Genomic DNA, 21,251 nt, shown 5'->3' with positions numbered 1-21,251 from the left:
TCAAAGAAAAAAGAACAGAATACTATATATTTATATTGAGCTGTTTCGGTACAATAAAGATAACGTAAACGTATGTACATATTGTAATATCAGGAGGAAAAAAGGATGAAGAAAATGACATTTGCCTTATGTTTTTGTAATCGCGGATTTATGCCGGGAGAGTTGATCTACGGAGCAAGGGAGGATATGATCAAGGCTGTGACAGATGCCGGATATGATTATATCGCTATGGATGCAGAGCTTACCAGATACGGCGGTGTGGAGACCAGGGAAGAAGGGCTTTTATATGCAAACTGGCTGAAAGAACATGACGGGGAGTATGACGGAGTGATCTTCTCTATGCCGATCTTTGCAGATGAAAATGGAGCCATCACAGCACTTCGGGATGCAGGGGTTCCGATCCTGATGCAGGCATACCCGGATGAGATCGGAAAAATGGACTTTGCACATAGAAGAGATGCATACTGCGGCAAATTTTCCGTTACGGATGTGTTCACCCAATATCAGGTTCCGTTTACTGTGATGAAGCCTCATGTGGTACATCCGCTGTCCCCTGCTTTTGCGGAAAATCTCAAAGATTTTGCGGCTGTCTGCCGTGTGGTAAATGGGATGAAGCGCTTCAATGTAGGCTGCATCGGAGCAAGGACAACGGCGTTTAAGACGGTCCGGTTTGATGAGATCGCATTGCAGAAATATGGAATCAATGTGGAGTCCTTCGACCTTTCCGAGGTATTTTTCAAGGTAGGGCAGAAGGCGGATGATGACGAGGCAGTTGAGGCGAAGATCGACCGGCTGAAAAATTATACAGACTTTTCTAAAGTGCCTCAAAGTAATATGCTCACACTTGCAAAGCTGGCGGTTGTGATCGACGAATATATTGAGGAATACCAGTTAGACGCCCTGACACTGCGCTGCTGGAATGAGATGGAGACGGTTTTACGCATCTGTCCATGTGTATTGCTCAGTGAGCTGAACGACAGAGGAATCACGGCATCCTGTGAGATCGACATGTGCTCCGCCCTGACCATGCGTGCCATGAGTCTGGCAAGCGAAAATCCGACGACGGTTCTGGATTGGAACAATAATTACGGTGATGATGAAAACAAGGTGATCCTCTTCCACTGCGGTCCGGTTCCGCAGACATTGATGGCAGGAAAAGGAACTGTGACAGAGCATAAGATGTTTGCAAAGGGCGATCCGGGTTCCGGATGGGGAAGCAACGAAGGAAGGATCAGGCCATTTGACATGACCTTCTCCAACTGCCAGACAAAAGACGGGAAGATCATCGTATATGCGAGTGAGGCGAGATTCACGGACGATCCGATCGAGGAGAGCTTCTTCGGATGCGGCGGTGTTGCTGAGATCCCGGATCTGCAGGAGAAGCTGATCAGGCTTGCACGGGGAGGCTTCAAACACCATACCTCTGTGGGCATGGGGCATATGAAGGAGATCCTGAAGGAAGCATTTACAACTTATCTGCACTATGACTGGGTAGAGATTGACCGATAGGTCCAGAGGGGAAGAATATGAAGATCGTAGGTTTAGATATAGGGACGACGGGCTGCAAGCTGACAGTATTTGACTCGAATGGCAGATACCTGGATAAGGCATACCGGGATTACCCGGCTGCCCGTCATAAGAGTGAGCATGAGATTGATGCCGGGACGATCCTGGCGGGGGTTCTGGAAGTGATGAAGGAAATGGCCGCTCAGTATCCGGATATAGCGGGAATCGGCGTGACCAGCTTCGGAGAGACTTTTGTGCTGGCGGATGAGAAAGGCAGTCCGCTGCATCTGGCCATGCTCTATACAGATCCCCGCGGGGCCAGGGAATGTGAAGAGCTGATCGAAAAGATCGGCGGGATGAATATCGCGTCTATCACAGGAGTGAAGCCACATGTTATGTACAGTATTTCGAAGCTCATGTGGATGAAACGGCACAAACCGGAAATATATCAAAAGGCAGAGCATATTTTTCTGATGGAGGATTATGTGGTGTTTCATCTGACAGGAACCGCCCAGATCGATTACTCTCTGGCCGCCAGAACGATGGCGTTTGACATCACTTCTCTGAAGTGGAGTGACGAGATCTTTGATAAGGCAGGAATCGATGTAAATCTCATGTCAAAGGCAGTGCCTGCGGGGACTTCTGCAGGGCCCATCCTTAAGGATATCGCCAGGCTTACAGGTCTTGCACCGGACACGCAGATCATCTCCATCAGCCATGATCAGGTGGCAGCAGCGGTCGGGGCAGGAGTTTTTGATTCCGCTCAGGCGGTGGATGGTGCGGGAACCGTGGAGTGCATCACACCGATCTATGACGGCCTTCCAGAGCTGGAGGTCATGTATCAAGGAAACTATGCGGTTGTGCCTTACGTCATCCCGGGGAAATATGTCTGCTATGCATTTTCCTATACAGGCGGCGCGTTGATCCAGTGGTGTGTGGATACGCTGGCTAAGAAGGAAAAGGAGCTGGCACAGGAACAGGGAATCTCTGTGAATGAGATGCTGGAGGGAACTGTAAAGGAGCCCACTGGGCTTCTGGTCCTTCCACACTTTGCCGGAGCTGCGACTCCTTATATGGATACCGGGTCAAAAGGCGTGATCGTGGGACTTACGACGGATACTTCAGTCAGTGAGATTTACCGGGCATGTATGGAAGGGGTCGTTTATGAGATGCTCCTGAATATGGAATACCTGAAAGATTCGGGAGTTCATTTCCAGATGCTCCATGCGACCGGGGGCGGTGCAAAGTCAGAGGTGTGGATGCAGATGAAGGCGGATATACTAAAGCTTCCGATCACGGCGCTCAATACCGTGGATGCTGGTACCGTGGGAAGTGCAATGCTTACCGGAATTGCAGCAGGGTGCTTCCGGGACCTGGAGGATGCGGCAGCACATATGGTAGAGAAAAAGAAGGTATATGAGCCGGATACAGAGATGCATGAGAAATATATGGAAGTTTATATGCGCTACCGTGAGTTGTACAAAGCGGTGCGGCCGTTGATATAGAAATTATTTAATTGCGAAAGAAAGGAAGTTGTGTTATGAACCCATATATAGGACATGATTCACAGATTTATGGTATCGAGGAACACAGGCTTGTCGGAGGAAAAGGGGACGGGATGCGTCTTCTGGAAGTTCATAATGGGAAAGGGCTGGAGCTGACGCTTTCCCTGGACAGATGCGCGGATATCTCAAGACTTCGGTACAGGGGGATCAATATGTCATATTTTTCACCTTGTGGTTATGCTGCTCCCGCGTACTATGACAGCACTGGTTCGAACTGGCTGAAAACATTTACGGCGGGATTTTTGACGACCTGCGGTCTTCAGGCAGTCGGGTCTCCCTGTGTAGATGAAGGGGAAGAGCTTCCGTTACATGGTACGATCGCGAATACTCCGGCAGACCATGTGTACTGGTTTGAGGAGGAGAAGCACCTGGTTGTCAGGGCGGAGATAAGGGATGAGTATCTGTTTGCCAAAAAGTACCGCCTGAACCGTGAGATCAGGGTGAGCCTTGAGGAAAATGAGTTTGTGATCAGGGATCGGATCGAGAATACCGGGAATACTGAACAGCCGTTGGAGATTCTGTATCATATGAATATGGGGTATCCGCTGCTGGATGAGGACAGCATCTTGGAGATCCCTTCTGCTGAGGTGCTGCCACGTGATGAGCATGCGGCAGAGGATCTTGAGAACTGGATGCACATCATCAAACCAGAGGCGGGCTATGTGGAGAGATGTTATTACCATAAGTTTGACAAGGAAGGAAAGGCTTCTATCTACCAGCCTAAGATCGGGCAGGGACTGGAGATCACTTTTGATCCCAAGGTGCTGGATGGATTCGTGGAATGGAAGATGATGGGAGTGCGGGATTATGTGCTTGGTCTGGAATGCGGGAACTGTTACCCGGACGGAAGGGACGTGATGCGCAGAAATGGGATGCTGAAGTTTCTAGAACCAGGGGAATTGGTGACTTATGAGGTGAAGGTGAGGGCTTACCCGGAAGAGTAAAATTTTACATTGCTGAAATCCGGGAAATTGTCTATAATGATGAAAAGGGAGGTGTATGGAATGAATTATCTGAACACACCATATCCAATGATTCATTTTAGAAAAGTACGGAATCAGAAGATTTATGTAGATAAAAGCATGATGATTAGCAGACTGAACCGGCTGATCGGTACGAATGACTGCTATGTATGCATTACCAGGCCGAGACGTTTCGGGAAGACGACGAATGCAAACATGCTGGGAGCGTATTATACAAAAGATCTGGACAGTCATGCATTATTCGATCAGCTGTCTATTGCTGCGGATCAGACTTATGAGGAACACTTAAATAAGCATCATGTTATTTATATTGATTTCAGCAGAATGCCGGATGGATGCAGTTCTTACGAAGAGTAAACGATCAGACACAGTATCTTAAGTTTATCAAGAGTCTGCTCAAAGACCAGCCATATGTAGAATTGGCATATTTGACAGGAATTCTGCCTATTGCTAAGTATTCAAGCGGATCTGAACTGAACATGTTCCGGGAATATAACTTTATGAATGACTATATTTATGAAGTATTTTTCGGGCTGAGTGAAGAGGAAGTCAGGAAACTGTGCGAGGAAAATAAGAGCGTAAGCTATGAAGAGTTAAAGTACTGGTATGATGGGGATTATCCAGTTAATGGCGAAGTAGATGTAACAAAATCAAGAAAGGAAAAGCACAATCCAGACGGAACCGGCGGTGCGGTCAAGAAATATCGTGGAAACACAAGATTTCTGCTATAATGGGTGCAGAACAGTTGACGATGGAAAGAGAGGCGGAGCCTATGTACATCAGCTACCAGCCGCTATGAGACACCCTAAAGGAGCGCGGCATGAGGAAAGAGGACTTGCGGCTTGCCGCAGGTCTGACCACCAATATGGGCAAAGGAAAGCATATTAGTATGGAAACATTACTGCGCATTTGTAATGCTTTAGATTGTAACATTTCAGACGTTATTGAGCTGAAAAAATAGACAAGGACACATAATATCAGTTATTCATAAGGAGAAAAATATAGTGGAAGAGTATTATATTAATGAATTAAATTGTCATATGAGATATAACGACTTTCCGGGAGATGATATTCCAATCTTGTTTTTTCATGGGTTGGGATGTGCAGGTTCATTTGATTATCCGCAAGTGGCAGTCCAAAGTGAACTAGAAGGTCATCGGCGAATCTTGGTAGATTTGTTGGGAGCCGGATATAGTGATAAGCCTGAAAACTTTGATTATAGTGTTCATTCACATGTATCTTATTTGAAATCTTTTGTTGATGGTTTAAACATCAATGAGTTTATCCTTTTTGGACATAGCCTAGGCGGCCCAGTGGCAATTGAACTAGCAAAACTCTGTGAAAGCCATTTGAGGGCTTTGATCCTTAGCGAATCAAATCTTGATCCAAGCAAAGAGGGTACCAGTAGCTATCAAATAGCACAGTTTTGTGAAGGAGAGTTTGTAGCAAAGAAATTTACACAATTGATAACCGAAAGCGCTCTGCATGGAAACACAATGTGGGCTGCCACATTGTCCAACTGTTCTCCTCTTGCGATATATCGCTTGTTGAAATGCGCACTTTATGGCGGTAATCCATCGTGGCGGACATTGTTATATGAACTACCAGTTCAAAAAGGATTTATTTTTGGAGAAAAATCCCTGCCAGATGGAGATTATGAGGAATTGCAACGTCATAATATTCATGTTGAAATCGTCCCAGCTGCGGGACATTCAATGGCATGGGAAAACCCGAAAGGATTGGCAAGGGCTATTTCAAAGTGCCTGAAATAAAAAGTCCTATTTTATCCATTAGTTATGAGATATCTATGGGAAAACAGCTGTTGTAGGAGTCATTCCCGCAACGGCTGTTTTCATTTTCTCTTGCGCCGGAAGTTGACCAGGCTGTTTTTAATAGCTGGAGATTTTGACAAAACTTTTTTGAATGTTTTCTGTTCATCAGGGGGCAGCTTATAAAAATCCATGCCGAGCATATTGAAAATGACTGAACTTTAACAGGCGCTTGCCATTTTCTTTTCGAGAATGACAGGCGCTTTTCTTATTTTCAGGAGGATTTAGTTGAATGTATTTGAAGCTGTCAAGCAGTCTGTTACCACCCGGCAGGCTGCCGAGCATTTCGGAATCCGGGTGAGACGGAACGGGATGTGCGTCTGTCCCTTCCATGCCGACAAAAACCCAAGCATGAAGGTTGACAGGCGCTTTCACTGTTTCGGCTGTCAGGCAGACGGGGATGTGATCGACTTTGTTTCCCGTCTGGAAGCTGTCAGCCTGTCAGCCCCAAGGAAGCCGCCCTTATGCTGGCGCAGGTGTTTTCCATCCCCTATGAGGACAAGGAGCCGCCCCGCCACAGGAAGCCCCGGAAGGAAACCCCGGAACAGCGGTTCCGCCGCATGGAGCGTTACTGCTTCCGGGTGCTGTGCGACTATCGAAACCTGCTGCGCTGCTGGAAACGGGACTATGCCCCAAGACGCCAGACGAGGATTTCTACCCACTGTTTGTGGAAGCCCTGCAAAAGCAGGACTATGTGGACTATCTGCTGGATGTGCTGTTCTCCCCGGACATGGAGGAACGGGCAGCCCTTATCATCGACTGTGGAAAGGAAGTGAGCAATCTCCGGGACTATCTGAACGGCCTTTCATGGGACGGAACCGAGCGTATCCGTACCTGTCTGCACCACTTTTTAGGAGCCGACAGCGACCAGTACACCTATGAATCCCTGCGGCTGTTCCTGCTGGGAGCCATCCACCGGGCATTTCATCCCGGCTGCAAATTTGAAGTCATGCTCTGTCTGGTGGGCGGTCAGGGAGCCGGGAAATCCACCTTTTTCCGGCTGCTGGCCGTGAAAGACGAGTGGTTTTCCGATGACCTTCGCAAGCTGGACGATGACAATGTGTACCAAGCGGGGATCCGCGCAATCATACTGGAACTGAAAATGGGAAAGTCCTGTGAAGATGCAATCACACAGATCAAGGCGAAAAATTATATTCAGAGAGTAAAAGACTGCCGGGAAGTATTGCTTGTGGGGATTAATTATACCCAAAGGGCATCCCGTAACTCATGCCCTGCGGGCGGGTCTGCGGCAAGCCGCAGATTAAGGTATGATCAGGACAAGCACCATGAGTGCCGGATAGAAAAGATTGTGACAAAACCGAGGGTATAAAGTGATACAAGGCAACTGAATATACAGTACAAAAAGGCACGTTCAGGTTGAGGAAAAGTCTCCTTCCCGAACGTGCCTTTTAGCGTAAGCGCAGCAGGAGGGATTTGAACCCCCGGAGCGTTGCCGCTCTTCTGCTTTCGAGGCAGATGCCATCAGCCAACTCGACCACTGCTGCATATGGGGCACAGTGTTTTCAACTGTGCCTCAAATATTGTAACAAATTTCTACAGGAAACTCCAGTACTTTTTACAAAAACTTCTTCTGAATTTTTCTGTTTTTCCATCTGAAAAAGATGAAACACAGGATAATCTGCACCACGGTTGAGCAGGGTGTGGCAAGTGCGATATGGAACAGGGATACCTCTGCTGCTTTACTCATCAGGTAGGAAACGGGGATTCTGACACCGAAAGCGCCGATCAGCCCCTGGATCATAACGAAGGTGGTACATCCGCACCCGTTGAAGTATCCGATAAAGCAGAACAAGAAGGATACAAGCAGAGTGTCTATGGCATAACCTTTCAGGTATTCTGCGGATGCCAGGATAACAGCACTGTCCTTTGCAAAAACTCTTGAGAGAAGATCACCATGGAAAAATGCAAAATAGCTCATGATGATGCCAAAGCAAAATGAGGTCAGCATTCCGTAGTACAGACCTCTTTTTGCGCGTTTTGGCTGTCCGGCTCCGATATTCTGTGCCACATATGCGGACATTGACTGGGTATAGGCAGAGGGCACCAGCATAATAAAGCCACAGAGCTTTTCGGCAACTCCGACCCCGGCGGAGGCGATCACACCCAGCTGGTTTACGATCGCAGTAATTGCCAGGAAGGAAATGCTCACGAGGAGATCCTGCAGTGCACAGGGGGCTCCCATCTTAATGATCCGCAGAATGATGGTTTTGTGAAAGCGGATCTGTTTCCGGGAGAAGGGGAAGATCAGCCCGCGTTTCCTTATAATCATCAGAGACAGCACAACACTGAATGCCTGGGCGAGTATGGTGGCCAGGGCCGCTCCGGCTGCACCCATCCTGAATACAGCGACAAAGAGAAGATCCAGGCCGATATTGGCGATGCAGGCAATCAAAACTGCGATCAGAGGTGTCCGGGCATCCCCCATCCCCCGGAAAATACTCCCCAGAGTATTGTAGGCGGCGATGAACAGGATTCCTGCGGAACAGATCATGACATACTGAACGGTATAGTCAAAGGCCTCCGGCGGCGCCTTTAACAGGCGGACAAAAACCGGTGCCATGACCAGCATGATACAGGTCAGAACCAGGCTGAGTGCCGCAAACAGACAGATGCCGGCGCCTACCGTGTTCCCGATCTCATCCTCCTTACGCTGTCCGAACTGCTGTCCTATGAGGATCGTAACCCCCATCGCCAGTCCGGTGATAATGACGGTCAGCGAATAGAGCACCTGGCTTCCTGTGGCAACGGCTGAAACCGATGCAGGGGAGGCAAACTGTCCTACGACAAGAAGGTCGACTGCGCCGTAAAGTGTCTGCAGGACCAGCGCGGCCATGATGGGAAGGGTAAAGCGCATCAGCGGACCTAAGATGCGGCCCTTTGTTAAGTCAATATTTTGTTTCATGCGTAGGATCCTCCTTACTTTAGTTCTATCTTTGGCGAAAGACTTCCTAAAATTTAGTTTAAATTCTATATAATAAAAAAGGATAAGAGAGCAGACATTTCAGCCTGCCATCTTATCCGGCAAATCGCTTCTATAACGAGTATCTGCCCTCCGATGAGCAAGTTTATTTTAGCGGGAGAGGGAGAAAAAGTCAATAGATTTTTACATATGTTTTCAGGCTGGCCGCGAACACTGTTACAGTTCACACGCGCCATTCGCAAAACGCATCTTCGATGCTTCCTCGCCGTTTCACGGCTCTTTTTGCTCATAAACTGGCGCTCCCTCCGTCTGTTATGGGGCAGCAGACCATTGTGCAAGCACAAATCTGCTGCCCCATAACAGACGCGTGAACTGTAACCGAACACTTTTAAATCACATCACTTTCATGTATAATTCAAATTAGTGTAGTTTATACTAGAAACTTTTATGAAGATAATCAGGAGTATCCATTGTGAATAAAGTAAAGTATTTTATCAATGAAAAAGTTCATATCTATTTCCTGTATCTCTGGAAAAAGCTGCGTGACTCGAAGATACGCACGAAGCTCATGGTGTATGTAGTCCTGGTTGCAATCATCAGTAACGCGGCGGTCGGCGGGATCAGTTACTATACAATGAAGGAATCACTGATTGACACGGCAAAAGACTCTGCCGTCAGTCTGTTAAAGCAGACGGGAGCGCGGGCGGAGGAGCGGATTCGGGAGTTTCAGGATTCCTCGTATTCACTGGCTTACCGTCAGGAGATCAGCGGACTGCTTGATGATGAAGATGCGAAGATCAGTCAATGGCAGAATACCTTGAACCAGGCTGCCTTAAGCAGTACGTTTCTGATGTTCAATGTCCTGCACAAATATTCAGATTTTGTCATTATGGGCTCGAAAAGCGGGAAAGTATACTATTATGACCAGTCTCCGAAGAGGTCACAGATCTCCCTGACTGAGGCTCAGAAGATTCTCTCCTCGCTTGAAGGGGAGGTGCAGGAAACTTCGCCGGTGAAATGGATGAAGAGAGGGGACCGGATTTACTTTATCAGGAGAGTAGTGCGCCCGGACGGGACAAAGGGGATGCGTTCCTTAGGCACAATGGTCTTTGCTGTATCGGAAAAGTTCTTTGAACTGGAAGATGAGGACAATCCTTATGTATCGGATGAGAACCTGATTGTGACAGGAGAGGACGGTTCCATTTATAAGAATAACAGTCTGAATCAGGATGAGGAAGCCCTCAAGTACTATACCTCCTACCGGGATGGCAGATATTATGTGTATACCTCCAGGCAGGAGATGGACGGGGAGAATTATCTGGTGGTGCCCATGCGGACGGTGCGGTTCCGGTGGAATATCATCTGTTTCATACCCTATTCTTTGATCCTGAAGCGGGCGAACAGCGTGATCCCCAAAGTGGCGGTTACAACGCTGGTGCTTTTAGGAGTCGGACTGCTGCTTGGTTTCTTCCTATATAAGATGCTGAAAAAGAACCTGGAGATCATCGAGCAGGGAATGAGGCAGTATGAGACGGGAAATTATTCCAGGCGGTTATCTCCGGCCTGCTATGACGAGATCGGCCTTTTGATTCTGCAGTTTAACCACATGGGTCTCAAGATCAATGAATTGAATGAACTCACTCTAAAGGAAGAGGAGGAAAAACAGGAACTTAAGTATCAGGTGATGGAGGCACAGATCAATCCACATTTTCTGTATAATACACTGGGATCGCTGAAATGGCTTGCCTATGAAAAGGAGCAGGAAGAGATCGCACTTCTGGCGGATGCGATCATCAATCTGCTGCGTTTTACGGTAAAGCATGCCAACCAGTTTATCACGCTGGGAGAGGAACTGGATTATACCGGGCATTATATTTACATCCAGCAGGCCAGATATGAGGATGCCTTCCGTGTGGATATTTCGGTGACGGAAGAAGCGAGGGCTTTTGAGATCGTCGGGTTTGTCCTGCAGCCTTTTATAGAAAACAGTATCCTGCACGGCCTGGATACGGCGAGGACGGACGGCGTGATAGCGGTCAGGGGAGAAGTTGCAGATGGCCGCCTGTGCCTAAGTGTTGCGGACAACGGCATGGGGATGAAGCCGGAGCAGCTGCTTGACCTGAAGCAAAAAATAGAGGAAAATAAGACCGAGAAATATAAAGGATTTAACGGGATCGGGATGACAAACATTATATTGAGGCTCAGGATGATCTACGGCTCCGGTTTTGAGTATCAGATAGAGAGTGAAGCCGGGAAGGGGACTTCCATTACTTTGATGATTCCGGAAAGGATATCTGGGGATGAAGAAGAGAGTACTGATAGTTGAAGATGATAAGTTTTTTCGTTTTGCAGTAAAAAAGGTGATCCACTGGGATACCTATGGATTTGAGATTGTGGGAGAGGCGGTCCATGGGGCGGCAGCTCTGGAATTTCTGGAAGGACAGGCTGTGGAGGTGGTCATTACGGACATGAGCATGCCTGTAATGAACGGGATTGAGCTGACAAAAGCGTTAAAGGAGAAGTACCCGGACATCCTGATCATTGCGCTGTCAGCCTATGATGATTTTGAATTTGTCAAAGAATCTATGAAGCTGGGGGCACAGGACTATATCCTGAAACAGGACATCGAGAAGGAGGATGTGGGGCAGACGATCCAGAATGTCTGGGAGAAGCATATGGAAAATCTGGCAAAAGACAGCCATATGCATTCCCGGATCTTAACCTGTCTGGAAACAGGAGATGTGGATGAGCGTGCAGAGGTATTTCTGGAGTTATACCTGGGCTCACAGTCAGGAGTATATCTGTTCAGGATTGAAAACTTAAATGAGATCTGGCAGTCCCGGAATCTGTTAGAAGGGGGCGGTCAGAAGAAGCAGTGGCTGGAGAAGAGTCTTCTGGAGCTTCAGGTGAAAGGGGAGCGGCTCTTGTTACTTCCGGTGAAAGAGGCACACAGCCGAAAGAGACAGATGGAGGAGCGGGACTGTTTCATCAAGAAATTGGAACTGCTGCTTAAGGAGGAGGACTATCTGGGCGGTGTGAGCGGACAAAGGTCTCAGATGAAGGATCTGCACCAGATGTATATGGAAGCCGGAAAGGCCAAAGAATGTGGGCGATTTTCCAGAAAGAAAGGGATCCAGATCTGGGATTATGTGAAGGAAGGCTTTGAGGAGCGGAAGGAGGATTTTCTGAAAGAAAAGAAGGACTTCGAGGGAATCTACACTTTAGAGGATGCGACAGCTGCATTGAATGAACTGACGGAAGAGATCGTAAAGGCAATGCCCTCGGAAGAGAATATCCAGAAGAATTATCTGCTCCTTTTAAATGGGGCAGCAGGAAATCTGCATTATGAGATCGGGAAGCTGGAATTTGCAGAGATGAAAGAACGTCTTGGTTCTGTCCGGCTGATACAAAGGAAACATAAGGTATGTCATTTGTTCCTGGAACATCTTTTTGGAAACCGGGAAGCAGATATGATGCATCCCAGTGTATTACAGGGGATTCAGTATATGAGGCAGAATTATAAGAGAGACTTATCTCTTGGAGATATTTCTGAGTTTGTTGCACTCAATGAGACATACTTTTCAGGGCTTTTTAAAAAGGATACAAAGAAAAGCATTCCGGAGTATTTGAACCAGATCAGGATCGAGAAGGCCAAAGAGCTAATCAAAGAGACGAATGGAAAGAATTATGAGATCGCAGAGCAGGTCGGGATTGGCAATCCGTCCTATTTCAGTACGATTTTTAAGAAGCAGACAGGGATGACCATTCAGGAGTACAGGCAGATGCTTCTGAGAAAGAAGGAAATAGAAGAGGAATCAGTAGAATTTGAAAGAAACCTGAAAAAATGAGATTGATTTTATATAGAATCTGCTTTCGGTGGGAAAAGCTATGGTGTTTTGGTGAGAAAATACCATAGCTTTTTTGGCAAAACCAGAAGAATCCAAACAGCCGGGTAAGTAAAGCAGAGGTACAATAAGTACATCAAATGAAACAAACTTATGGAGGTAAGGTTATGAAGAGAAAAGCAGTTGCAGTGATGCTTGTCTGTGCAATGGCACTGGGAATGACGGCATGTGCGGGGAAAGCAGATTCAGACAAGAGCGTGAAATCAGAAGACGTTTCCAATGAGGAAGGGGAAAAGGTCACACTGGAATTCATCAATGGCTCCGCGGAGGAACAGTATGTGGCATGGCTGGATGAAGTGATCGCCAATTTTGAGGAGGAAAACCCGGATATCAGCATTGAGATCCAGAAGACCTCCATTGACAGCTTTAACCAGACGGTTATGACCCGATTTGCGGCAGGGGATGTACCGGATCTGTTTTCCTTCTCTGCAAACGATATGGAGGACATGGTCCCGAGCGGATATGTACTTGACATCAGCGAAAGTCAGAATCTTGAGAATTATTCCGAAGGAATGCTGGATGCATTTACAAAGGATGGAAAAGTATACGCACTGCCGATTGCGAATGATTTTATGTGTGTGACGTATAATAAAGCAGCCTTTCAGGAGGCAGGGATCAAGGAAGCTCCGAAGACATGGAGTGAATTCCTGGATGTATGTGAGAAGCTTAAGAAAAAGGATATCGTTCCGATTGCATCCGGTTTTTCAGAGCAGTGGGTGGTAAACGGAACTTCACAGACGGTTTACTGTGCAGAGGTCCTGGCAAACGGCGGGCCGGCACTGGCAGAGTTGGTGAGCAGGGAAAGTAAATTTGCAGATACCGATCAGTGGAAAGGCTTTTTTACAAAACTGCAGGAAATCTACCCTTATATGAATAACGATCCATTCGGAACTGATCAGAATACCTGCTATTCCATGCTGGCAAATGCAGAGGCGGGGATGATCTTGAACGGTACCTGGACGGTAACGAATGCAACCGCGATGAACCCGGACGCAGAATTTGGCATTTTCGCCCTGCCTGTATCCGATAACGAGGCGGACAATCTGATGCCGATGATCCCGCCGGAGTCAGCAGTGGCTGTTGCAGCGGAAAGCCCTCATAAGGACGAGGCAGTGAAGTTCCTTGAGTATATGATGTCCCCTGAATCTGCTTCCCTGTATGCAGAAAAAGGTGCAGGCATCCCGATCGTAAAGGGCGTGGATACTTCCAACTTAAAGGGCGCATTCAAAGATGCGGCAGATATCATGAACAGCGGTGAAGTAAAGCTGATCTCCTCCAAGAGCTTCCCGAGTGCGAATGAAGATGCATTTATCAACGATGTTTCCAGCTTCTTCCTGGATGGATGCAAGGATATCGACGGCACACTGAAAACACTGGATACGGAGTTTGATAATCTTGCAAAATAGAGAGTAACATGTAAACAGCTTGAAAAAGGAGCTGCCGCATAGAAAGCAGATACCCGGTCAAAAGGGGCATGAAAAAGAGGTCCCCGGGAATTTGAGATGTGCGGCAGCTATTTATTTGAAAAAGAAAGGGCAGCTATGAAACGATTGAAAAGAGAAATGAGCTATTTTGTTTTTCTGATCCCTTCCCTGATCCTGTTTATCTTCTGTGTGGTCTATCCGTTTCTTTCCGGAATCTCACTGGCGTTCACAAACTGGGACGGAATCTCAAGAACTTATGATTATGTGGGGCTGGATAACTTTGTAAAGCTTCTGTCGGATAAAAATGTGGTACAGCCGATCAAAACAACAGTGGTCTACGGCGTAGGGGTAACCGCGCTGAACAACGTGCTTGCATTGTTTCTTGCAGTGAATCTAAGTAAGAAACTGAGAGGAAAGTCCTTCTTTAAGACCTCCTTCTTTGTTCCGCTGGCGATCAGCGCCGTGCTCGCTTCCTTCGTATGGAAATACATAGATTCCAATCTGCTTTCCACGATCCTTGGAAACTCCCTGATGGGAAGGCGTGAGACCGTTCTGATCGGAATCATTATCATATCACTGTGGAACAACTTAGGGTCCAATGTGATGATCTATATGGCAGGGATAACGGGTATCTCCAAGGATTATGAGGAGGCAGCTATGATCGACGGGGCAAACGGAAGACAGCGGTTCTTCAATGTCACGGTTCCGATGCTGATGCCGTCCTTTACCATCTGTGTGACGCTGACACTGACCTCATCCTTAAGAGAATTCGGTACTGTACTGGCGGCGACGGGCGGCGGTCCTGCTGGTTCCTCCCAGACAGTTGCAATTCTGATCTACGATTACATGTTTAAATATTCCAGGGCGGGCTATGCACAGGCGATTTCACTTGTATTCATGGCATTCCTCGTGATCATCGGCCTGGTATTGACCAAATTTTTCAGAAGTAAGGAGGTTGAGGCATAATGAGTGAGAACCGGGTTGGTATTTTTTCAAAAATAATTCTGGCGGTCTTGACCGTGATCTTCCTCTTTCCGTTTTTGATCTGCATCCTGATGTCCGTCAAATCAAAACAGGAGACATCCCTGGGGATCCTGTCACTGCCGAAGATGATCCACTGGGAGAACTTTACCACAGCGATGGAGAAGGCCAAGATCCTGCTCTCCATGAAAAACAGTCTGATCATTACCATCTGCAGCGTGATCATTATCCTTCTGGTAGCTTCCACGGCGGCGTATGCCATCGGAAGGCAGTATAAGAAAAGATTTTACCGTTTTTATGAGACGCTTCTGGTCGGTTCCATGATGCTGCCATTCCAGGTGATCATGGTTCCGGTCTACCGGATGTATAAAAACCTGAATATGTTAAATACAAGAACTGGGGCAGTCATTATGATCTCCGGGCTGGCAATCGCTTATTCCACGGTCATGATTATCGGATTTGTCAGAGGAATCCCTCTGGAACTGGAGGAAGCAGCAGAGATCGAAGGTGCAGGAAGATTTAAGATCTTCTTTTCCATCATCTTCCCTCTGTTAAAGCCGATCCTGGCAACCGTGGCAACACTGCAGTTTTTGGCAGTGTGGAATGAATTTAATGTTTCCATTCTGCTTCTGCAGGATGAAGCGATCAAGACCATTCCCATGCAGCAGTATGTCTTCTTTGGGGCGTACGGAGCGGATTATAATACCGCATTTGCGGCGGCAGTCATTGCAATGATTCCGGTCGTGATTATTTTCTTGATCTTACAGAAACAGGTGGTAGCAGGCATGACAGCAGGAGCAGTGAAAGGATAGGTTACGATGAAACAAATTATATTACCAGAAGATTTTTTATTTGGTGTGGCAACCAGTGCCGCACAGATTGAAGGGGCCGCATTTACAGATGGAAGAGGCGCTTCCATCTGGGATGCATTTGCAGCAAGGCCCGGGATGATCGCAGATCATAGCACCCCGGAGACTGCGTGTGATTTCTATGGAAGGTATCAGGAGGATATTGCTCTTGCAAAAAAGATGAATATACAGAGCTTTCGGTTCTCTTTTTCCTGGTCCAGGATCTTCCCGGAAGGATATGGGAAGGTGAATACAAAAGGGCTTGACTTCTATAAACGTATGATTGATGAATTGTATCGGCATGAGATGATCCCGAATGCCACACTTTACCACTGGGACCTTCCCCAGGCATTGGAGGAAAAGGGGGGCTGGCTGAACCGGGATGTGACAGAGTGGTACGGCGAATATGCGTCAACACTCTTCCGGGAATTTGGTGACCGGATTCCCATGTGGGCGACAATCAACGAGCCGATCGCCACTTACGTTGGATATGCCCAAGGGATCTTTGCACCGGGACATACATCCGAGGCAGAGGGGCGGCAGGCTAATCACCATGTGCTTTTGGCTCATGGGGAGGGGGTGCGCAGATTCCGGGAGGAGAATCTCAAAGACTGCAGGATCGGAATCGTGGTGGATATCTGGAAACACCATCCTTACCGGGCGGACAACGAGGCTGACATTAAGATGGCAGAACTGGAGAATGAAAAGACATTCCGCTCTTATCTCAATCCGATCTTCAAAGGCGGATATACGGATGCGCTGCTTCAGTATATGAAGGAAAACCACTGTATGCCTGACATACAGGACGGAGATTTTGAAAAGATACATGAGCCTGTCGATTTCTTCGGGCTGAACTGCTATAACCGGGTGGTAGACTGTGCAGATGAGCAGCTGCTTAAGGAAGACAGAAAACAAAAGCGGACGGGCGGCAACTTCCAGGACAACGGGGCGGAATTTTATCCAAAAGCGGTCTATGATGCGCTTCACCTGTTAAAGGAGGATTATCAGCTTGAGATCCCTGTGTATGTAACCGAAAACGGAACTCCCGCTTACGAGGAAAAGCCAGGCGCAGACGGGTGTATCCACGATGAAAACCGGATCCGCTATATCAAGGGATTTCTGCACTGGATCTCAAAGGCCATGGAAGAAGGCTTTGATGTCCGGGGGTACTATGTGTGGTCCCTTCTCGATAACTGGGAGTGGAACAGTGGATTCTATTCCAGATACGGGCTGAATTATGTGGACTTTTTAACCCAGGAGCGGGTCATGAAGGACAGTGGAAAGTGGTATGCGAAGATGATCGAAGCGAAAGGGTTTGAGTACGAAGAGGGAGAGACAGATGGAAAGACAGAACAATGATTTTTTCAGAAACCGGAAAGGGGAGCCTGTGTTTCTGACCGGACTTCAGTGCCATAATTCTTCCGGCGGGACGGATATGATCGGACAGACAATAGAGGCTGTCCGGCTGCATGGCGGGAATCTGTTAGAAGCCCCCATATACTGGTGCGAGGTGGAAAAGGAAAAAGACTGTTATGACATGAGCATGGCGGCAGATCTGGTGGACCAGGCGAAAGCGGCGGGACTGTATCTGATCCCGCTGTGGTTCGGGGCGAGCAAGAACGGCTTGTTTACCTATGCGCCGGACTATATCAAGCAGAATTGCGATATCTATAAAAGGGCCAGAGATTCGGCAGGGATTCCGGTAGAATCTCTGTCACCTCACTGCCGGGAGACGCTGGAACGGGATAAGAAGGCATTTGCCAGGGTGATGGAATTCCTGGCTGAATATGATAAAGAGGGAACCGTGATCGCAGTGCAGGTAGAGAATGAGGTTGGGCTCGTTCATACAGACCGGGATTATTCGACGGCGGCAGAGGCGGAATACAGAAGGCCTGTCCCTGAATATCTGAGAAACGTGAGGATCCCGGACAGCGGGATTTGCGAAAAGGAGTGTAAGAAGGCGGAGGCTTTGTCATGGAAACAGCTCTTCGGAAGATATGCACAGGAAGCGTTTTGTGCCTGGAAACATGCCTGCTATATTCAGGAGATGGTGGAAGCAGGACAGGAAAAGTTTGATATTCCTTACATTATGAATGTTTCTATAGAAATAAATGAGTTTCGCGAACCGGGACTGTGCTATATTTCAGGAGGCCCGGTTTCCAGGGTCTTAGACATCTGGAAATTGACGGCACCGGGAATCCGCCTGTTCGGACCGGATATCTATCTTCCGGCGGAGAGGGATTACCGGGAGGCCTGTGAGGCTTATGCACGTAAGGACAATCCACTTTTTATCCCGGAGTCTTTAAACGGAGGCATCGGTGCAGCCTGCAATATGATGATCGCTGTGGCGGATTACGGTGCCATCGGGATCTGTTGTTTCGGTGCAGAAAGCGGGATTTTCGACGGTAAGCTTCTGCCGGAGGCGGTACACACCGCGGTTTCCATGCGTGCGATTGCCTCTCTTGCGCCGCTTCTGATCAAATACCGGGGGACCGGGCGGGTTCACGCGGTTACACAGGCAGAGTTTTCATCCTGGCAGTATGTGAAGACCCGGGAGTATCATGTGACGGCCAGATTCATAAGCAATGATCCGAAGCCGCAGCACTACTTTGGCTCCCGCATGAATCTGAATGTCCCGGAGAATGACTATAGTATGACACAGCGGGGGAGATGCCTGCTGGCAGACTGTGGAAATGGAGAATTTTATGCTGCAGGAACCGGAGTCTGCCTGTCTTTTGTCAGAAGGCCGGAAGTGTCAGATGAAACACCCTATGCTCATCTGGCGTCAAAGCTTGCAGGCCAGCTGAATTTCCTGTCCATTGAAGAGGGACATTTCGAGGGAAACGAATGGGTCTGCGAGTATAAACGCAATGGAGACGAGGCGAATTATCAGTTATATATCCACCCGGGGCAGGTGGTCCGGGTGCGTTTAAATCCTGAAATGATGTGGGAGGAGTAGAGAATGGAAGAGCAGAAAAAGAGAGCAGAGGAAATTCTAAAAAGCTTGTCTGTGCGGGAAAAAGCCATGCTGTTATCTCAGATCATATGGGAAACAACAGACATATCGAGGCTGCATGACGACCTTAAAAAGTTTCTGCTGGCCGACGGTCCGGCTGGGATCAGGAGGCTTAAGGAGTATTTTGATGAGGATATCTATAATACAAAGCCTGGCACCTGTTATCCATCGCCCGGCACTTATGCCTGTTCCTGGAACCGGGAACTGATTCACGAACTGGGTGGATATATGGGCAGAGAAGCACGGCAGGAGGGAGTAGATACCATGCTTGCCCCGGCGGTGAATATCAAGCGGAGCCCTCTGGGAGGAAGAAATTTTGAATATTATTCTGAGGATCCTTATCTGACAGGAGAACTTGCCACGGAATTTATTAAAGGTATTCAAGAAGAAGGTGTGGGTGCATGTCTGAAACATTTTGCTGTCAATAACCAGGAAACACGGCGGATGAATATTGATGTACAGGTCGACGAGGAGACACTGCACGAGATTTATCTTTCGGCATTCGAGGAGCCGGTAAAAGAGGGAAAGCCGAAGATGGTCATGACAGCTTACAACCAGGTAAATGGAGAATATTGTGCCAGTAATTTAGTGCTGCTTGACCTTCTTAGGAAGAAGTGGGGATATGAGGGCGTGGTGGTAACGGATTGCTATGCGGCACACGATCTGGGAAATTCGATCCGTCACGGACTGACTCTGCAGATGCCGGGAGAATCTGAGGAGCGGATCACAGAGCGGGTGGAAGAGCTTTTGGAATCGGGTGAAATCACGGAGGGAGAATTGGATGCTGCAATCCTTCGCAACATCGCCTTTGCATTGGATGCCAAAGAATGCCGGACACCGGGATATCAGTATGACAGGAAAGAACATCATGCTTTTGCCGGAAAGCTGGCGGAAGAGAGTATGGTGCTTCTGAAAAATGAGAGCAGAAACGGAAGAAAAGTGCTTCCACTTGAACAGAAGGAACGCATCCTGCTGGTGGGAGAACTGGCGGTTCATCCGCGGTTCCAGGGAGGGGGCAGTTCCCATGTGAATCCCTGGAAGCTGGAAAAACCACTGGATGAAATGAGAAAGCTGGGAGATGTGGTGGATTATCTGCCTGGTTACCGGATTGGGGCAGATAAGGGGGCAGAGTGCGTGTCTGACAGGGAGTGCCAGGTGCAGGAGGTTCTGGATGCAGCTCCTTTATATGATAAGGTGCTCGTGTTCGCAGGAGTCCCGGATCTGGTCGAGTCAGAAGGATATGACCGCAGTTCCATTGAGCTTCCGGGGGAACAAAATCAGCTGATCGAAAGGCTTGTACAGACCGGCTGTCCGGTCATCGTGGTTCTTGCCAATGGCTCTGTCGTGGAAATGCCATGGAAAGACCGGGTCTCGGCTATCCTGGAATGTTATCTGGGCGGCGGGGCAGGAGCATCTGCGGCGGCCAGGATTCTGTTTGGAGAGGTAAATCCTTCCGGCAGGCTTGCGGAGACATTCCCGATCCGCCTTGAGGATAATCCAAGCTACTTATATTTTCCGGGTGACCGTAAGAAGGTGGTGTATGGCGAGGGACGTTTCGTTGGATATAAGCATTATGACGCGCTGAATAAAGAGGTGGCATTTCCGTTTGGACACGGGCTGTCTTATACAGAATTTGCTTATGAATCCACTTGTGAAAAGGAAGAGGCCCTTCCTCTGACAGATACAGATTCAAAGAGGGTCAGGCTTCGATTGAAGAATATAGGCGATAGAGAAGGAAAAGAGACCGTGCAGGTGTATGTGCAGAAGAAAACTCCTTCTGAGGGCATCAGTCCCAAAAAACTGGCAGGATTTGAAAAGGTTTTTCTACTTCAGGGAGAGGAAAAGGAGATTGTCATCCGGCTTGATGAAAAGGCCTTTATGCATTACGATGTGAACAGTCATGACTGGGAAAGAGATGGCGGCGTATATGAAGTGACCGTGGGTGGTTCCATACAGGATATCAGACTCACAGAGCCGGTAGAGATCCGTAAAGCAGGGCAGATTACGCCGGACAGCAGTATTGGGGATATGCTCAGGATACCGGGAATGTATGAAAAGCTGGAACGGGCATTTGCCGGACATCCAGTCTCTCTGGGATTCCTGGAAATGACTAAGGACGAAGATCCCCTGCGGGCAGTCTCGATGGGATCTCTGATGACGTTCAACACACTTAAGAGGGTGGACAGTACACTTATGGATTGTGATATTGAACGGATGATCAGGGAAATTAATAAAAATTAAGTGGTTATCAAT

17 protein-coding genes, 1 tRNA gene and 3 pseudogenes are annotated in these 21,251 nt (G+C 48.0%); 17 read left to right on the top strand and 4 right to left on the bottom strand.

What is annotated here, in order from left to right; translation table 11 throughout:
• The first annotated feature begins 105 nt into the window (after positions 1-105).
• The 7 genes and pseudogenes from AC4OGX_RS08670 to AC4OGX_RS08640 all read left to right on the top strand — a co-directional run bounded on the left by AC4OGX_RS08670 (position 106) and on the right by AC4OGX_RS08640 (position 5,826).
• The gene (locus AC4OGX_RS08670; RefSeq protein ID WP_493329831.1) at positions 106-1,509 is read left to right on the top strand and encodes an L-fucose/L-arabinose isomerase family protein; all 1,404 of its coding nucleotides are present in this window, start codon (positions 106-108) and stop codon (positions 1,507-1,509) included.
• A gap of 17 nt (positions 1,510-1,526) precedes the next feature.
• Positions 1,527-3,011 carry an FGGY-family carbohydrate kinase gene (locus AC4OGX_RS08665; RefSeq protein WP_493329830.1) on the top strand — a complete coding sequence of 495 codons (1,485 nt, stop codon included), beginning with the start codon at positions 1,527-1,529 and terminating at the stop codon, positions 3,009-3,011.
• 35 nt (positions 3,012-3,046) lie between these two features.
• Complete coding sequence (locus tag AC4OGX_RS08660; protein ID WP_493329829.1) at positions 3,047-4,015, top strand: aldose 1-epimerase family protein; 969 nt, start codon at positions 3,047-3,049, stop codon at positions 4,013-4,015.
• 60 nt (positions 4,016-4,075) lie between these two features.
• Positions 4,076-4,411, top strand: coding sequence for an AAA family ATPase (locus AC4OGX_RS08655; RefSeq protein WP_493329828.1), 336 nt, complete (start codon positions 4,076-4,078; stop codon positions 4,409-4,411).
• Positions 4,390-4,785 carry a hypothetical protein gene (locus AC4OGX_RS08650; RefSeq protein WP_493329827.1) on the top strand — a complete coding sequence of 132 codons (396 nt, stop codon included), beginning with the start codon at positions 4,390-4,392 and terminating at the stop codon, positions 4,783-4,785. The genes AC4OGX_RS08655 and AC4OGX_RS08650 overlap by 22 nt, the downstream gene beginning before the upstream one ends.
• A 41-nt stretch (positions 4,786-4,826) precedes the next feature.
• Positions 4,827-5,015, top strand: a pseudogene (locus tag AC4OGX_RS08645) (helix-turn-helix domain-containing protein).
• A 43-nt stretch (positions 5,016-5,058) separates the two neighbouring features.
• Positions 5,059-5,826 (top strand): alpha/beta fold hydrolase, encoded by a 768-nt coding sequence (locus tag AC4OGX_RS08640; RefSeq protein ID WP_493329825.1) that lies wholly within the window; start codon positions 5,059-5,061, stop codon positions 5,824-5,826.
• Between the two features lie 177 nt (positions 5,827-6,003).
• Here AC4OGX_RS08640 and AC4OGX_RS08635 read toward each other — a convergent pair whose 3' ends face one another.
• Complete coding sequence (locus tag AC4OGX_RS08635) at positions 6,004-6,216, bottom strand: hypothetical protein (protein ID WP_493329977.1); 213 nt, start codon at positions 6,214-6,216, stop codon at positions 6,004-6,006.
• Here AC4OGX_RS08635 and AC4OGX_RS08630 point away from each other — a divergent pair.
• Positions 6,196-6,261 (top strand): annotated as a pseudogene (locus AC4OGX_RS08630) (CHC2 zinc finger domain-containing protein); the annotation flags it as partial. The gene AC4OGX_RS08635 and the pseudogene AC4OGX_RS08630 overlap by 21 nt on opposite strands.
• Before the next feature lie 8 nt (positions 6,262-6,269).
• Here AC4OGX_RS08630 and AC4OGX_RS08625 read toward each other — a convergent pair.
• The gene (locus AC4OGX_RS08625; protein WP_493329976.1) at positions 6,270-6,545 is read right to left on the bottom strand and encodes a hypothetical protein; all 276 of its coding nucleotides are present in this window, start codon (positions 6,543-6,545) and stop codon (positions 6,270-6,272) included.
• 119 nt (positions 6,546-6,664) lie between these two features.
• Here AC4OGX_RS08625 and AC4OGX_RS08620 point away from each other — a divergent pair.
• Positions 6,665-7,213, top strand: a pseudogene (locus AC4OGX_RS08620) (VapE domain-containing protein); the annotation flags it as partial.
• An 89-nt stretch (positions 7,214-7,302) separates the two neighbouring features.
• On the opposite strand, the gene AC4OGX_RS08615 reads toward AC4OGX_RS08620, so the two are convergent.
• Positions 7,303-7,388, bottom strand: a tRNA-Ser gene (locus AC4OGX_RS08615).
• Positions 7,389-7,459: 71 nt separating this feature from the next.
• A complete protein-coding gene (locus tag AC4OGX_RS08610) occupies positions 7,460-8,806 on the bottom strand; it encodes an MATE family efflux transporter (protein ID WP_493329823.1) in 1,347 nt (448 codons plus the stop codon).
• A gap of 490 nt (positions 8,807-9,296) precedes the next feature.
• Here AC4OGX_RS08610 and AC4OGX_RS08605 point away from each other — a divergent pair, with 490 nt between their 5' ends.
• From AC4OGX_RS08605 to AC4OGX_RS08570, 8 genes are all read left to right on the top strand, one after another.
• Positions 9,297-11,150, top strand: a complete 1,854-nt coding sequence (locus AC4OGX_RS08605; protein WP_493329821.1) for a sensor histidine kinase — start codon at positions 9,297-9,299, stop codon at positions 11,148-11,150.
• Entirely contained in the window at positions 11,125-12,672 is a 1,548-nt protein-coding gene (locus tag AC4OGX_RS08600; RefSeq protein ID WP_493329820.1) for a response regulator transcription factor, read from the top strand. The genes AC4OGX_RS08605 and AC4OGX_RS08600 overlap by 26 nt, the downstream gene beginning before the upstream one ends.
• A 164-nt stretch (positions 12,673-12,836) precedes the next feature.
• A complete protein-coding gene (locus AC4OGX_RS08595) occupies positions 12,837-14,135 on the top strand; it encodes an ABC transporter substrate-binding protein (RefSeq protein WP_493329819.1) in 1,299 nt (432 codons plus the stop codon).
• 135 nt (positions 14,136-14,270) lie between these two features.
• Positions 14,271-15,119 carry a carbohydrate ABC transporter permease gene (locus AC4OGX_RS08590; RefSeq protein ID WP_493329818.1) on the top strand — a complete coding sequence of 283 codons (849 nt, stop codon included), beginning with the start codon at positions 14,271-14,273 and terminating at the stop codon, positions 15,117-15,119.
• On the top strand, positions 15,119-15,946 hold the full coding sequence (locus AC4OGX_RS08585; RefSeq protein ID WP_493329816.1) for a carbohydrate ABC transporter permease: 828 nt from the start codon (positions 15,119-15,121) through the stop codon (positions 15,944-15,946). The genes AC4OGX_RS08590 and AC4OGX_RS08585 overlap by 1 nt, the downstream gene beginning before the upstream one ends.
• Before the next feature lie 6 nt (positions 15,947-15,952).
• Positions 15,953-17,341, top strand: coding sequence for a GH1 family beta-glucosidase (locus tag AC4OGX_RS08580; protein WP_493329814.1), 1,389 nt, complete (start codon positions 15,953-15,955; stop codon positions 17,339-17,341).
• Positions 17,322-18,941 (top strand): DUF5597 domain-containing protein, encoded by a 1,620-nt coding sequence (locus AC4OGX_RS08575; protein ID WP_493329813.1) that lies wholly within the window; start codon positions 17,322-17,324, stop codon positions 18,939-18,941. The genes AC4OGX_RS08580 and AC4OGX_RS08575 overlap by 20 nt, the downstream gene beginning before the upstream one ends.
• A gap of 3 nt (positions 18,942-18,944) precedes the next feature.
• A complete protein-coding gene (locus tag AC4OGX_RS08570) occupies positions 18,945-21,239 on the top strand; it encodes a beta-glucosidase family protein (protein ID WP_493329812.1) in 2,295 nt (764 codons plus the stop codon).
• Positions 21,240-21,251 lie beyond the last annotated feature (12 nt).

The sequence above is a fragment of the Faecalicatena sp. genome (genome assembly GCF_058819085.1).
The sequence above is the reverse complement of the archived record's forward strand: the minus strand, read 5'-3'. Positions and strand labels throughout refer to the sequence as shown.

Coding starts and splice junctions, on each gene's coding strand:
- AC4OGX_RS08575 (WP_493329813.1), top strand. CDS start 17,322: ATGGAAAGACAGAACAATGATTTTTTCAGAAACCGGAAAGGGGAGCCT.
- AC4OGX_RS08595 (WP_493329819.1), top strand. CDS start 12,837: ATGAAGAGAAAAGCAGTTGCAGTGATGCTTGTCTGTGCAATGGCACTG.
- AC4OGX_RS08590 (WP_493329818.1), top strand. CDS start 14,271: ATGAAACGATTGAAAAGAGAAATGAGCTATTTTGTTTTTCTGATCCCT.
- AC4OGX_RS08655 (WP_493329828.1), top strand. CDS start 4,076: ATGAATTATCTGAACACACCATATCCAATGATTCATTTTAGAAAAGTA.
- AC4OGX_RS08600 (WP_493329820.1), top strand. CDS start 11,125: ATGAAGAAGAGAGTACTGATAGTTGAAGATGATAAGTTTTTTCGTTTT.
- AC4OGX_RS08610 (WP_493329823.1), bottom strand. CDS start 8,806: ATGAAACAAAATATTGACTTAACAAAGGGCCGCATCTTAGGTCCGCTG.
- AC4OGX_RS08650 (WP_493329827.1), top strand. CDS start 4,390: ATGCAGTTCTTACGAAGAGTAAACGATCAGACACAGTATCTTAAGTTT.
- AC4OGX_RS08585 (WP_493329816.1), top strand. CDS start 15,119: ATGAGTGAGAACCGGGTTGGTATTTTTTCAAAAATAATTCTGGCGGTC.
- AC4OGX_RS08635 (WP_493329977.1), bottom strand. CDS start 6,216: ATGGAAGGGACAGACGCACATCCCGTTCCGTCTCACCCGGATTCCGAA.
- AC4OGX_RS08670 (WP_493329831.1), top strand. CDS start 106: ATGAAGAAAATGACATTTGCCTTATGTTTTTGTAATCGCGGATTTATG.
- AC4OGX_RS08570 (WP_493329812.1), top strand. CDS start 18,945: ATGGAAGAGCAGAAAAAGAGAGCAGAGGAAATTCTAAAAAGCTTGTCT.
- AC4OGX_RS08665 (WP_493329830.1), top strand. CDS start 1,527: ATGAAGATCGTAGGTTTAGATATAGGGACGACGGGCTGCAAGCTGACA.
- AC4OGX_RS08580 (WP_493329814.1), top strand. CDS start 15,953: ATGAAACAAATTATATTACCAGAAGATTTTTTATTTGGTGTGGCAACC.
- AC4OGX_RS08660 (WP_493329829.1), top strand. CDS start 3,047: ATGAACCCATATATAGGACATGATTCACAGATTTATGGTATCGAGGAA.